Origin of the sequence: Flavobacterium sp. KACC 22761, assembly GCF_034058155.1 — a bacterium.
Lineage (GTDB): Bacteria > Bacteroidota > Bacteroidia > Flavobacteriales > Flavobacteriaceae > Flavobacterium.
On sequence record NZ_CP139148.1, the window covers coordinates 2,440,302 to 2,453,327 of the forward strand.

At 33.9% G+C, this 13,026-nt stretch carries 13 protein-coding genes; 1 reads left to right on the plus strand and 12 read right to left on the minus strand.

Going from position 1 to position 13,026, the window contains the following annotated elements; all coding sequences use genetic code 11:
- Positions 1–84: 84 nt before the first annotated feature.
- The 8 genes from SCB73_RS10610 to SCB73_RS10645 all read right to left on the minus strand — a co-directional run bounded on the left by SCB73_RS10610 (position 85) and on the right by SCB73_RS10645 (position 8,444).
- Positions 85–660, minus strand: a complete 576-nt coding sequence (locus SCB73_RS10610; protein ID WP_320569989.1) for a Crp/Fnr family transcriptional regulator — start codon at positions 658–660, stop codon at positions 85–87.
- Complete coding sequence (locus SCB73_RS10615; protein ID WP_320569990.1) at positions 660–980, minus strand: DUF6370 family protein; 321 nt, start codon at positions 978–980, stop codon at positions 660–662. The genes SCB73_RS10610 and SCB73_RS10615 overlap by 1 nt, the downstream gene beginning before the upstream one ends.
- A gap of 2 nt (positions 981–982) precedes the next feature.
- A complete protein-coding gene (purT, locus tag SCB73_RS10620) occupies positions 983–2,143 on the minus strand; it encodes a formate-dependent phosphoribosylglycinamide formyltransferase (RefSeq protein WP_320569991.1) in 1,161 nt (386 codons plus the stop codon).
- Complete coding sequence (locus SCB73_RS10625) at positions 2,140–2,628, minus strand: hypothetical protein (RefSeq protein ID WP_320569992.1); 489 nt, start codon at positions 2,626–2,628, stop codon at positions 2,140–2,142. Before SCB73_RS10625 ends, purT begins: the two co-directional genes overlap by 4 nt.
- 322 nt (positions 2,629–2,950) lie before the next feature.
- Positions 2,951–4,819 carry a peptidase U32 family protein gene (locus SCB73_RS10630; protein WP_320569993.1) on the minus strand — a complete coding sequence of 623 codons (1,869 nt, stop codon included), beginning with the start codon at positions 4,817–4,819 and terminating at the stop codon, positions 2,951–2,953.
- 326 nt (positions 4,820–5,145) lie between these two features.
- The gene (locus SCB73_RS10635; RefSeq protein ID WP_320569994.1) at positions 5,146–5,601 is read right to left on the minus strand and encodes a ferritin-like domain-containing protein; all 456 of its coding nucleotides are present in this window, start codon (positions 5,599–5,601) and stop codon (positions 5,146–5,148) included.
- A 481-nt stretch (positions 5,602–6,082) separates the two neighbouring features.
- Positions 6,083–7,273: a pyridoxal phosphate-dependent aminotransferase gene (locus SCB73_RS10640; RefSeq protein ID WP_320569995.1), complete on the minus strand. Its 1,191-nt coding sequence runs from the start codon at positions 7,271–7,273 to the stop codon at positions 6,083–6,085.
- Between the two features lie 76 nt (positions 7,274–7,349).
- Positions 7,350–8,444, minus strand: coding sequence for a fatty acid desaturase family protein (locus SCB73_RS10645; protein WP_320569996.1), 1,095 nt, complete (start codon positions 8,442–8,444; stop codon positions 7,350–7,352).
- A 107-nt stretch (positions 8,445–8,551) separates the two neighbouring features.
- Between SCB73_RS10645 and rsmG the strand changes: the two genes are divergently transcribed.
- Positions 8,552–9,181 carry a 16S rRNA (guanine(527)-N(7))-methyltransferase RsmG gene (rsmG, locus tag SCB73_RS10650; RefSeq protein WP_320569997.1) on the plus strand — a complete coding sequence of 210 codons (630 nt, stop codon included), beginning with the start codon at positions 8,552–8,554 and terminating at the stop codon, positions 9,179–9,181.
- Between the two features lie 35 nt (positions 9,182–9,216).
- Here rsmG and SCB73_RS10655 read toward each other — a convergent pair whose 3' ends face one another.
- The 4 genes from SCB73_RS10655 to SCB73_RS10670 all read right to left on the minus strand — a co-directional run bounded on the left by SCB73_RS10655 (position 9,217) and on the right by SCB73_RS10670 (position 13,012).
- Positions 9,217–10,014 (minus strand): DUF4476 domain-containing protein, encoded by a 798-nt coding sequence (locus tag SCB73_RS10655; RefSeq protein ID WP_320569998.1) that lies wholly within the window; start codon positions 10,012–10,014, stop codon positions 9,217–9,219.
- Positions 10,015–10,076: 62 nt separating this feature from the next.
- Positions 10,077–11,240, minus strand: coding sequence for a thiol-activated cytolysin family protein (locus SCB73_RS10660; protein ID WP_320569999.1), 1,164 nt, complete (start codon positions 11,238–11,240; stop codon positions 10,077–10,079).
- A 5-nt stretch (positions 11,241–11,245) separates the two neighbouring features.
- Positions 11,246–12,100, minus strand: coding sequence for a hypothetical protein (locus SCB73_RS10665; RefSeq protein WP_320570000.1), 855 nt, complete (start codon positions 12,098–12,100; stop codon positions 11,246–11,248).
- Positions 12,101–12,283: 183 nt separating this feature from the next.
- Entirely contained in the window at positions 12,284–13,012 is a 729-nt protein-coding gene (locus SCB73_RS10670) for a hypothetical protein (protein ID WP_320570001.1), read from the minus strand.
- Between the last annotated feature and the right edge of the window lie 14 nt (positions 13,013–13,026).

Below are 13,026 nucleotides of genomic sequence, written 5' to 3' on the forward strand. Positions count from 1 at the left end.
TTTTTATTCAATTTTAATTAGTGGAAATTATTGAAATTCGTGGCAAAAAAATCCTTTTAATCTGTATAATCTGTGACTAAACCTTTATTTCTTTAGAAGACGAGCTTTCATTTTGCTGAAGAATTCTGGTGTTACGCCAATGAAAGAAGCGATTTGTTTTTGAGGAACTTTGTGAACCAATGTTCCATATTTTTTAGTGAATTTCTCAAAACGTTCTTCCGCTGGTAAACTCAAGTTGTCCATTAATCTTTGTTGATTGGCAACTAAAGAATTTTCAATTAAGATTCTGAAAAAACGTTCCAATTTTGGAATTTCAAGATACAATTGTTCCTGATTTTCTTTAGATAAAGAAACGACTTCGGCTTCTTCCAAAACTTCAATAAAAAGTTGTCCTGGTTTTTGCGAAAAATAACTGTACATATCGCTCATCCACCAGCCTTCGCAAGCGAAAGAAAGAACGTGTTCAACAATATTATCGTTGATGTTGAAACTTCTTAAAATTCCTGAGTTTACAAAATAAGAATGTTTGCAAACTTCGCCGGCATTTAATAAAACTGTTTTGGTTTTGTAAGTATTTGTTTCCAGTTTAGATAAAAAAAGCGCCTGTTCCTCTGGCGTCAGAGAAACGTGTTTGGCAATATTTTCAAGAATTAATGCCATTATTTTTTATCGTCAATTAAGGTAAATGAAGTGGCAACAAATCTGTTTCCTTTGATTTCTCCGGTTACAGAAGCTTTTCTTATGGCATTGCAAAAACCATCTTTTGCGTGCGCATCACCATGCTGATCGATTTTTGTTCCGTCAACAAAATAGGACTTTCCATCGATGCGAACGGCTAAATCACAACTTTTGCCTTTCATTCCGAATTGGCATTCTCCGCAAGAAGCTTCAACGATTGTTGGTTTGTCAAATTTCTTTTTGTCTTGTGCTTGTACTGCGATCCCAATAAAAAGGAAAGTCGCTAAAAGTATATTTTTCATATTTAAGAATTTACAGTGATTAATTTTGCCGTTTCTTTGGCACGTTCTATTATTTTGTTAATTGGAGTTGAAAGTGTGTCATGACTTAAAACAACTCCCATTCTTCGGTAAGGTCTTGAAGTTGGTTTGCCGAAAATTCTGAAATCAGTTTTTGGTAAAGCAGCTGCTTTTTCGATTCCACTAAAAGTTGGATTTGTAGAATCTTCAGATGCTAAAATTACAGCGCTTGCTCCAGCTTTTTCTAAAGTAATTTCGAAAATTGGAAGACTTAAAATAGCTCGCAAATGCAATTCGAATTCGTTGAAATTCTGAGTTCCTGCCAAAGTTACCATTCCGGTATCGTGCGGACGCGGAGAAAGTTCAGAGAAATAAACCCCTTCATTCGTTAAGAAAAATTCGACACCAAAAAGTCCTGCTCCGCCAAGTGCTTCGGTAATTTTTTCGGCCATATCTTGAGCTTCGTATAAATCTTTTTCTGAAACCAAAGCCGGTTGCCAGCTTTCTTGATAATCGCCACGTTCTTGTCTGTGTCCAATTGGAGCGCAAAACAAAGTTGGATTGTTATTTTGTGTAATCGTCAAAAGCGTAATTTCTGAATGAAAATCAACAAAAGCTTCTACGATCACTTCAATAACATCACCTCGTGAACCCGCAACGGCGTATTGCCACGCTTTTTCGATATCACTTTCGGTTTTGATTGTTGATTGTCCTTTTCCAGAAGAAGACATTAGAGGTTTTACAACACACGGAATTCCAACTTCTTTAACAGCTTTTTGCAATTCTTCTGCTGAGGTTGCGTATTCGTATTTTGCAGTTCTTAGCCCAAGTTCTTTTGCCGCTAAATCACGAATAGCCTTACGATTCATCGTAAAGTTTGCCGCTTTCGCTGAAGGAACAACGGTGATTCCTTGTTTTTCATAATCGTAAAAACGTTCGGTGCGAATGGCTTCTATTTCAGGAACTATAAAATCAGGTTGGTGTTTGGCTACGATTCGGTCAAGCGCTTCGCCGTCGAGCATGTTGATGACTTCAAAGCCGTGTGCGACTTGCATTGCCGGTGCATTTTCGTAACTGTCAACTGCGATTATGGTTTGTCCGATTCGTTGTGCGGCAATGACAAATTCTTTGCCTAATTCGCCTGAACCTAGGAGTAGTATTTTCATTTTGTTTGATTTAAAGTTTGGATGTTTTGACTCGCTTTTACAATTATTAAACTGCTTATAAAGGTTAAAATCATTAATGTAAATGAGAGAAATAGGATTATTAGTATTGAAAATACTATATCATCTAAAAATTGTGATTGCAATGGAGCAGACATTCCATTAATAAATTTTCCGATTATATAAATTGTAAAAAAAGCTATTATGATTTTTGAACTTACACCAAAAGAAAATTGAGAACAAGCTTGGAAATAAGTGATTTGATTCAGTGAATAACTAAGTTTCTTTGCTGTATTCCAAAAAAGAAAAACAATAAATAAAGGAAATAGAATTCCCCAGAAGATTGGATTCCAAAAAATACCAAAATCACATATTTGAATGCATAAGTCGATGAAGAGGCTTTTTGAAAAAATTAAAAATGGAAAAAATGCACAGACAAAAATTCCTGCAATGATGGCATATTTTTGAATGTTTTTGTTTGATTCCATTTAAATTAATTTAAAGAGTAAAGATAAATAAATCGAATTTATTCTCACGCAGATTTTGGAGATCGAGCAGATTTATTTTGTGTAAGATTTTATTTTTAAGACAAAGTAACCACACAGTTTGTCATTTCGACGAAGGAGAAATCTCCACGAGTAATTCCGTTCCAATAAGCCAATCTTTGTAGAGCTACTTGCGAAGATTTCTCCTTCGTCGAAATGACAAGATTGGGGAAATAGAAGCTTTAAAAAAAAAGTTCGCAAAGATTTTAAAATAATCTTTGCGAACTTTGCGTATTCCTTTTGCGCTCTTTGCGGTTAAATACTCTTAATGAAAATGATCTTCTTCAATCTCAAATTCAGCATCTTTTTCCCAGATTTCCATTTCGCAGGGTTTGCAGTTGAATTTTAATTTGTATTCCAATTCTCCCTGTTTCAATACTAATGGCTCTTTTACCTTTACACCAACAATATCCTTTTGGTGAATTGGGCATTTTTTTAGTTCGTATTTGATGCAATATTTAGTTGTCATTACACGAGATTTTCCAGGATCCCATTGTAATTCGAACGCTTTTTCGATTTCGGTAACACCGTGGCGTTCGTAGAATTTACGAGCCGTTTTGTTTGAAACGTTGTACATGAAATCCAGTTTCGTTTCTGGATAAGGATGTGACGTTTTTACTAATTGATGCTCCTCGCGAACGTAATTTGCCAAACGAATTTCTGTTAATTGATCGTAAACTGTTCTTCTCATTTCATTGATTTTTGAAATAGGAAGGAACCAGTTTTCAGAGAACATTACATTAATTTCATCAGCGCTGTAAGGTGTAAAACCTGTTTTTGCCAACTGAACTTTAATGTTTTCTTCGATCGATTCGCCTGTTTTCGTTTTTTCTTTAGGATGTTCTAGTTTTACTGTACTTACGTTTCCGTCTTCATCGGTTGCGATTAATTCAAAACCGTTTTCGTTTTCGGTAAGCAATAAAGTAGTTCCGATTTTACGAATGGCACTGTCTTCTCTTTCTACTATTTTTATGAAAGCAGCGTCGTTATTTCTATAAATGAAAGTCCCGTCTTTGATTTCTTTTAAAACGTTTGGATAAACTTTTCCGTTTTCGGCTTTGTTTACGTAGATTCCGTCAGCTTCATTATTTTCGTTGATGAAGCAAAGTCCGTCGCCATTGTTTAACAATTCGCCGTTTTCGATTTCGTATGCACCACCGACAGTTCTAATTAATTTACCAATATATTGTCCTTTTGATTTTGGGCTTTCCCAAGAACCAATCGAGCTGTGTCTTTCGTTCACGAAATAATCAGTATAACCGCGGTTGAAAGTTCTGCTTAAAGTAGAATCAAAAGTATAAGTGCATTTTCCAGACGAAGCTTTGATGTATTTGTCGCTTCCTTCTAAAAAGCTGTCTAATTTTTGACGTAAATAAGAAACATTGTTTTTAACGTAAGCAACGTCTTTTAATCGTCCTTCGATTTTGAAAGAAACGATTCCAGCTTCAATCAAATTCGGAATCTGATCTGAAACGTCTAAATCTTTAATCGAAAGCAAGTGGCTGTTTCTGATTAAAGTATCTCCGTTTCCGTCGATTAAATTATAAGGTAAACGGCAGTTTTGTGCGCAAGAACCACGATTGGCGCTACGTTCTCCGTTTGCCACACTCATATAGCAGTTCCCGCTGAAGGATACGCATAAAGCTCCAGTTACGAAAAACTCTAACTCAACATCGGCGTGGTCGTATATTGTTTTAATTTGATGAAGGTTTAATTCACGTGCTAAAACGACACGTTTAATACCAGCATCTTTTAAGAATTTGATTTTGTCTGCATCACGATTATTGGCTTGTGTGCTGGCGTGAAGCACGATAGGAGGCAAGTCCATTTCCATAATCGCCATATCTTGAATAATTAAGGCATCGACACCAATATCGTACAATTCCCAGATCATGGCGCGACAAGTTTCTAATTCGTTGTCATATAAAATGGTATTGATAACTACAAAAACCTGAGCGTTAAATAAGTGCGCATATTTTACCAGTTCGGCAACATCTTCGATAGAGTTGTTGGCATTAGAACGTGCACCAAATTGAGGTGCACCAATATATACAGCATCGGCGCCACTATTTATGGCTGCGATTCCTCCAATTAAATCTCTAGCAGGAGCTAATATTTCGATTTTCTTCTTCATTTCTAAAACTTTAGACTTTTGTGGTATTCCCGAAAAAAAGTGTGCAAAGGTCTAATAAATTATTTGAGTTTGCTAGTGATGAAGCGATTTTTTTGAAATTGTTAACTTAATATGGAATGAAGATAAATGAAAAATTCTTATTATGGTTTAATTATGATTTGTACTATCAAAGTTTTTGTCTTTTGAATTTGCATTTCTTGTCTTAGTATTATAAACTTTTGAAAACCATTTTCCTGATGCCAAGAAAATGGTTTTCAAATTTGGTAAACAAAAAAACTACCCAGTTTTTAACTAAGTAGTTTTCTAAGATGAAAAAAACAATGATATTAAATTCCTTTCATTTTAATTTGTGATAAAGTATTTTGAATACTATTTAATTGTTTTGATACAATATAAACTTGACTGTGTTCAAAATGGTTTTCTTCGAGTGCCATTTTGTATTTTTCTATGGCGGCTTCTTCTCCGGTGATGCAGGCATTTATGATGGCCTCGGTGTCTCCTCCTGTAAATGCTGATTTAATATCAATCCAAGTACGATGCAAGACGCCAAGTGGTCCACCTCCTGAGGTGTCTGTTGATTTACCAAGTTTGTTGATTTCGTCTTGTAGTTCTACAATAAAAAGGGCACGTTCGCGGGCATAATCTAGAAAATCGGCTTTCATAGCTAGATTTTCAACGTGTTCGGCGGCATTTGTGTATCCTAGTTTCCCGTCTTCAAGAATTGAAATTAATCCTTCTAATGTTTTAACTGTTTCTGTTGTGGTTTCTTCTGCATGTATCATGACACATAATTTTTGAAATTAATATGTTACAAAGTTTGTGATTTCTAACATGCTTTGTTTTACAGGATTACAATCGGGATTTTATAATATTGTGGAATGGGAATTTTGAAATTATTTTTTTGTTTCATGCATATTTAAGTTTCAATTGCCTCCAGCTTTAGCTGGAGGAAGTTAAATTGGGCAAGTTAGTGGCTTTAGCCGAATGCATAATTTGGCTAAAGCCTTTATAGAAGTTTTAATTATAACCTCCAGCTAAAGCTGGAGGCAATTGAATTAGATATTGTTTTCTTTTGAAAATGAATTTTCTCGTTTTACGGTTTGCGTGAGGGATAGGAGCGGTATCCTTTTATGGCGGGGTTCGCCATAAAAGATATAGCGGATAGCCTGGCCGTAGGACACGCCCACAAAAAAAACAGCTTAAAGTAATAAAAGTGATGAAACTTTTGAACCTTAAGCCGTTTTAATAAAACTTAGAATATGTTTATGCAGTCAAAGCCACTTTGATTCTGCGTAATGCTTCTGTTAAAATATCGTTGCTTGTTGCGTAAGAGAAACGAATACAGTTTGGATTTCCGAAAGCGTCTCCCGTTACTGTTGCCACGTTTGCCTCTGCTAAAAGATACATCGAAACGTCGTTTGCATCTTTGATTTCGTGTCCTTTTAAAGTTTTTCCGAAGAAAGAAGAAACGTCTGGGAATACGTAAAAAGCTCCTTCTGGAACATTGATTTTTACTCCTGGAATTTCTTTTAATAATCCAACTACTAAATCTCTACGTCCGTGGAAAGCTTCGACCATATGGTTTAATACGCTTGGGTCAGCGTCTACAGCTGTAATTGTAGCGCGTTGTGCTACAGAGTTTGCTCCAGATGTTACTTGTCCTTGAATTTTTGTACACGCTTTTGCGATGAATTCTGGCGCTCCAATGTAACCAATTCTGTATCCTGTCATGGCGAATGCTTTTGCAACTCCGTTTACAGTGATTGTTCTGTCTAACATTCCCGGAATTGAACCAATACTGCAGAAAGTTCCTGAGAAATTGATGTGCTCGTAGATTTCATCTGAAACTACATAAATATTTGGGTGTTTTTCCAACACTTTTGCCAATGCTGTTAATTCTTCTCTGCTGTAAACAGACCCTGATGGATTACATGGAGAAGAAAACCACATCATTTTTGTTTTTGGTGTAATGGCAGCTTCTAATTGTTCTGGTGTCATTTTGAAATCGGTTTCAACAGATGTCGGAACTTCAACAGGAACTCCGCCAGAAAGTTTTACGATTTCGAAATAAGAAACCCAGTATGGTGCTGGCAAGATAACCTCGTCACCATCGTTTAGCATTACTTGTGCAATGTTATATAAAGATTGTTTTGCTCCTGTAGAAACTACAATTTGAGTTGGTTTGTACTCTAAATCATTGTCTCTTTTGAATTTTCTGCAGATTGCTTCTCTTAATTCTAAGTAACCTTCTACTGGAGAATATGTGCTGTAATTTTCGTCTACTGCTTTTTTTACTGCTTCTTTAATGAAGTCTGGCGTGTTGAAATCAGGCTCGCCTAAACTTAAACTGATAATGTCTTTTCCTTGTGCTTTTAATTCGCGTGCCAATGCAGCCATTGCTAATGTTTGCGAAGTAGCAAGATTGTTGATTCTGTCCGAAAGAATATGATTCATTATAAAAATTTTGAATGTCCTTAAATTTGCTGTGTTGTTTAAGGAAGGTTAATTATTAATAGATTTTTTTTAGTTTTTATGCTAATTCTGGCTTCATTCCCAATTCTCGTAAATGTTTGAAGTGAGCAATAACGGCACTTCGCATTGTTTTGTATTCGTAATATGGCAAGTTGCATTCCTTTGCAGTTTCTTTTACGATTTTTGCAATTTTGCCGTAATGAATGTGGCTTATATTTGGGAAAATATGATGCTCAATTTGATGGTTTAATCCGCCAGTGTACCAATTTACAATTGCATTTTTTGGTGCAAAATTAGTTGTAGTGTACAATTGGTGAATGGCCCAAGTATTATCCATTTCGCCTAATTCGTTTGGTTCTGGATTAGTTGTATGATCCACAACGTGTGCTAATTGAAATACAATACTCAAGATTAATCCTGTTGTATAATGCATTACAAAAAATCCAAGAAGTACTTTCCACCATGTAATTCCAATCACGATTGGCAATACAATCCAGATCGATGCGTAGATAATTTTTGTGATGATTAAAGTTGTCCAAAGAATTTTTGGGCTTTTTGGTTCTCCGTAAGATAATTTTCTTTTTAAGTAATTTCTCATTTGCTTAAAATCGGTTGTAATTGCCCAATTGAAAGTCAATAATCCATATAAGAAAACAGAATAATAATGTTGAAAACGGTGAAAACTATGCCATTCAGCATGTTTTGTGAAACGGATGATTCGTCCCGCATCTAAATCTTCATCGTGGCCTGGGATATTTGTGTATGTATGGTGCAATACATTGTGCTGTACTTGCCAGTTGTAAACATTTCCTGCCAAAATATAAATCGTACCGCCCATTAGTTTGTTGATCCAGCTTTTGTTTGAGTAAGAACCATGATTCCCATCATGCATTACATTCATTCCAACGCCTGCCATTCCAATACCCATTACGATAGATAATAAAAGCATTACCCAAAAAGGCATGTTAAGTGTTAGAATCAAAAAATAAGGAGTAAGAAACACTGCAAAAAGGATAACGGCTTTTAGATGTAACTTCCAGTTTCCGGTTTTTTGAATATTATTCTCTTTGAAGTAATTGTTTACCCGAGAATTAAGTGTTCTAAAAAACTTTAAATTGTCTTGCCTTGCAAATGTAGGTGCAGTGTTATTCATAATTATTTTAAATAGGTTTCAAAGGTAATTATTATAAATTTTCAATTTGCAAAATTGAGTTAAATATTTCAATCGTAAAGTAGTACTTTTGTTAAAAATTTACAGCAATGGATGAGATATTGAAATATTTTCCTGATTTGACGGATCTTCAAATCAAACAATTTCAACAATTAGACTTTTTATACCACGATTGGAATGAAAAAATCAATGTTATTTCTAGAAAAGACATCGATTCATTATATACAAAACACATTTTGCATTCATTAGGAATTGCTAAAGTGATGAAATTTGAACCTGGCACAACTGTTTTGGATGTTGGAACAGGAGGTGGTTTTCCAGGAATTCCCTTGGCAATTCTTTTTCCTGAAACGCGTTTTTATTTAATTGATGTTATTGCCAAAAAAATAAAAGTGGTTCAAGGTGTGGTTGATGCATTAGAATTAAAGAACGTAAAAGCGGAACAAAAACGTGCAGAATTAGTAAAAGGTGATTTCGATTTCATCGTAAGTCGTGCGGTTACTAATATGCCTGATTTTGTTTCATGGATTAAAGATAAAATCAAAAAACAGCATAAACATACTTTGAAGAATGGAATTCTTTATTTAAAAGGAGGCGATTTAGAAGAAGAATTGAAAGATTTTCCAAATGCCACCTTATATAATTTGGCTGATTTTTTTGAAGATGAATTTTTTGAAACTAAAAAAGTGGTGCATTTGCCATTGAAGTTTAAACCTTAAATAGAAAGCCGAATCTTGATGAAAGGTTCGGTTTTTTATTTGTTAGAATTTATAAAATTCATGAATTCTTGCTGGTCAACTTGAAATGAAAAAACATCTTTTATTAAATAATAATTTCTGACATCTACACAAGAATTATAAGCCTGTTTTGCAAATTTCATTTGATTATCTGCAAATGAAAAGGTTTTGGCTATTTGTGCAATTTGATTTGTTTTTAGACAGTTGTTTAAAATTATGTTTTGTGCGATTGCTGATTTTTGGTCATCAAAATTTTCCTTTTTAATAGACGCCATTGCAATTTCAAATTCGGCGGGACTCATTTCTGGGCATTTCCTATTTTTATAATCCAAGTTTGATCTCGATTGTTCTTTGCCGTTAATGCTAATATTAATGCCATTATTGATTGTGACATTCTGGTTTGGAGAAGGATTTTGATTTGCTTCCAAGCTATCTTGATTCGGGTAAAAGTCAGGGACAATATCTTTTCCCGAATAATAATTGAGTTTTGTTTTTTTGGTTTTATAGTCAATCTTAATTTTATAGGTTGCATCTTCAAAAGTCTTTCCATCTTTGCCCATTACAGTGACATAATTCTTTGTAATATTTTTTAAAGCAGTATTTTCAAATGAAATCTTTACATTGTAAAACCGCTGATTTAGGTTTTTTATTGTCACATTTGATCTTGGCTGAATGTTTTGCAATTCTCCATTTAAATAAACAGAAAACATTTCTGAATTATCGCTAAAGATAGTTAAGCAGCCACTTGATGGATATTGTTGTGCAAATAGGATGCAAGAAAGAAATATAAAATAAAGAGAAAATAATTTTTTCATCTGTAGCATTTATTGAAACAAAGCCAATCTGTTTTTGAGATTGGCTTTGATAATTAAATTTTTTAGTTTGCTTTTAATTCTTTAAATTGAGTAGTGTACATATCTTTTACTTCAACTTCAGTGTTGTCTTTTAATCGTCTTATTTTATAGGATATTGGTGCTGAAGAAGTAACTAAATCGGAGGAAGTAGGAGTTTTAAGAAACTCGACAAAACTATTGTAATCACTAACTTTTCCACCTAAAGCCAGTGGACCACCTACAATCATCACTTTCACTTTATTTTGTGCAAATAATTTTTTAAACTCTTCAGAGTAAGATACATCTACTCCTATATCGACTACTTTTAAAGCAACGCCAACAGCTGCTTTAACCATCTTACTGTTGTATGTTTCGTCTTTGGTAGTTTCAATCAGAATATAAGCAACTCTTCCGTAATCTACATTACTCACATAAACAGGTTCATGAGTTCCAAAATTATTATCATTGATATTGCCATCAATCCAATCTGTATGGTATTTTGGGTCTATCGTCATGCTATACAAACGTTGTCTTACCTTTACCATTACATATGATGTAGTAGCTGTTGAACTACTACTTTGTGTATATCCAAAATTAGCCTTTACTAAACCTCCTAATACATTTACATTAAGGTGAGCGTCTAATGCTTTTTTAAAACTATCTTCTGTGGTTATTTCGTCACTTTGATATTCGTAATAAGTAGGAATAGCTTCATAATCTATATCATTTTTACTATTACTCATTAAGCCTGTTATTACATTTCTTACTTCGCTCGGAATTGGAAGAGTACTGGCTGTAACAGGAATTTTCCCTCTCAAAGACATTGATAGTACAACAGGCTTAAAAGCATTTTTAAGCACAAGCGGATCATAAGTTGCATTCATAAAACTAGAACCGCGTAAAATACTACCAGGATAAATAACATCTAAGTTTACTTCGTTAATAATCGAAAGCGGTGATAATGTAGTTTGTTTTTCTATTGTGGTAAGATAAACGTATTCGTTATTACCAGTGGTAGGATTTAGTTCTTGTGTTCCAGTTTTTACAGAGCTTATTACTTTATCTGGTTTGTTGGCAAAAGCTACTTGTTGTAGGTCATTAAGATTAGTTCCTGAATCATTTTTATTGTCATCATTACTACAAGAAGTAATTAAAGCCGTACTAATTGACAAGGCTAAAAATGTTGCTTTTCTAAGTTGGTTTTTCATATTCATTATTTTTGGTTTATACTGAGATTGTTATATGTAATAATATTGTCAGGTTCGTGATCTCTTTTTTGTACTATTTTGAGTTCAGTTAATGTCCAATTTGGTACGGTTTGAGGAGCACGTTCTGTATCTACTTTGTCGCTAAATGTCATTTTATTATTGATAACTATAGTGCCACTATGTATTTTTCCATTATACATTGCAGTATATGTATTAGATTTAGATTCACTATTTGTCAAGTATGTGTCAGGGGTTTGATCTCCGTCATCTACAGTAAATTCATAATAACGACTGTGTTGAGATGTTCTAAACATAGTAGAATTGCGTGTTTCTTCATTCCATGTATAAGCTTCAATTTTTACTGCAGAGAAGAGCATTTCTTGTGTAGATGCAGCTACATATTTGTTTGATTTCATTTTACGGAGTTCATATTGTTGCGTAAAATTTCCTGGTTTTAGGATTGAAACAAAAAATGACGAGTTTGCTTTTTTGAGAATAATACTATCTCTCGTTTTTTTGGTGAGAATACTATCTTTACTTATGCCAAATATACTCGTAGATGGCATTTTTATTTCTTCTTGAAAGTTGTAATCAATTTTATTGCGTTGGTGTCTTGTCGCATCTAAGGTGATAGGTTTTAAAACATATACAACATCTGAGGCGCCGTCAAAATTTTTGATTTTGACGTCAAATTTTAAAGTCTCTTCGACTTGAATATTGCCCCAATCAGCTCTCTCGATATTTTTAGACAGAATAAAATTGGCTTCATTGTGTTCATTTTTTTTAGACGAACTGTTTTCTTCAGTACAAGAAATAAACAAACTACAAGAGATGAATAGGAAAACAAAGATTTTTCTCATAATTTTTAATTTTCACTAAGTAATAATTTTACTATAATTCTGTCATAACCTAAAAGTTTTAAAAATGATAAAATAAGCCATTTGTAGTTTTGTGTTTTTAAGTTTGGCAAGAGAAAAAATAAAAAGCCCGACAAGAAATTAAATTTCTCGCCGGGCTTTTGAATTAAAAACAAACTATAAAAACTAAGATGCTTTTTTAGGAAAATTTAAAAAGGCATTTGCTTTATGATCTAAGTTTTCGATGAAATTATGAATCGCATCTTCAGTCGCTTTTTTTGTGTACTTAAAGTTGGCGTCAAAGAAAAATTCGCGTGAAATTAGAGGCTCATACGAAGAATCATATACAGCTTCATCAGTTTCGTCCAATTCAGTGTTTTTATATGGATTTGGATGTGTGTGGATTAATTCACTTATAACTTCGTTGAACCAATCATCAAATTTTTTCTTTTTTGGAGTTATATGACGAGCTAAAAGCACTAATCCGATAAGTTCATTTTGCAAATAATAAGAACCTTTTCTATATCTCACATCAATCATTCTCACATTCATCAAAGCGATCCACAATGCGCCATTAACGGATCCGTTTGCCGATGTCTCAAGATCGGCATCAAATATTAATGGATTAGTCTGCTCCCGATTATTGATGGAGCACCAAAGCGCTTCAATGCGTTTTTGAGTGTCACTAGTTGCTTGTGTAAAACCTGTAAAACGCCAGTAGACCCATTCTAGTAATGCTGCAGTTAGTCCTATTGAACCTTTATGATTTATCTGCATTAAGACTTTTTCAAGATCTTCATTGCCTAGCGGATCTAGCAATTCATCTATTTTCTTTTTTGTCCATTTATAATCAATTTTATGTCCAATGCTTTTTGATTCCATGATTATTTTTGGAACATTGTTTAAGTTTCTCATAATATGTATTGTTT

Coding starts and splice junctions, on each gene's coding strand:
- SCB73_RS10610 (WP_320569989.1), bottom strand. CDS start 660: ATGGCATTAATTCTTGAAAATATTGCCAAACACGTTTCTCTGACGCCA.
- SCB73_RS10615 (WP_320569990.1), bottom strand. CDS start 980: ATGAAAAATATACTTTTAGCGACTTTCCTTTTTATTGGGATCGCAGTA.
- purT (WP_320569991.1), bottom strand. CDS start 2,143: ATGAAAATACTACTCCTAGGTTCAGGCGAATTAGGCAAAGAATTTGTC.
- SCB73_RS10625 (WP_320569992.1), bottom strand. CDS start 2,628: ATGGAATCAAACAAAAACATTCAAAAATATGCCATCATTGCAGGAATT.
- SCB73_RS10630 (WP_320569993.1), bottom strand. CDS start 4,819: ATGAAGAAGAAAATCGAAATATTAGCTCCTGCTAGAGATTTAATTGGA.
- SCB73_RS10635 (WP_320569994.1), bottom strand. CDS start 5,601: ATGATACATGCAGAAGAAACCACAACAGAAACAGTTAAAACATTAGAA.
- SCB73_RS10640 (WP_320569995.1), bottom strand. CDS start 7,273: ATGAATCATATTCTTTCGGACAGAATCAACAATCTTGCTACTTCGCAA.
- SCB73_RS10645 (WP_320569996.1), bottom strand. CDS start 8,444: ATGAATAACACTGCACCTACATTTGCAAGGCAAGACAATTTAAAGTTT.
- rsmG (WP_320569997.1), top strand. CDS start 8,552: ATGGATGAGATATTGAAATATTTTCCTGATTTGACGGATCTTCAAATC.
- SCB73_RS10655 (WP_320569998.1), bottom strand. CDS start 10,014: ATGAAAAAATTATTTTCTCTTTATTTTATATTTCTTTCTTGCATCCTA.
- SCB73_RS10660 (WP_320569999.1), bottom strand. CDS start 11,240: ATGAAAAACCAACTTAGAAAAGCAACATTTTTAGCCTTGTCAATTAGT.
- SCB73_RS10665 (WP_320570000.1), bottom strand. CDS start 12,100: ATGAGAAAAATCTTTGTTTTCCTATTCATCTCTTGTAGTTTGTTTATT.
- SCB73_RS10670 (WP_320570001.1), bottom strand. CDS start 13,012: ATGAGAAACTTAAACAATGTTCCAAAAATAATCATGGAATCAAAAAGC.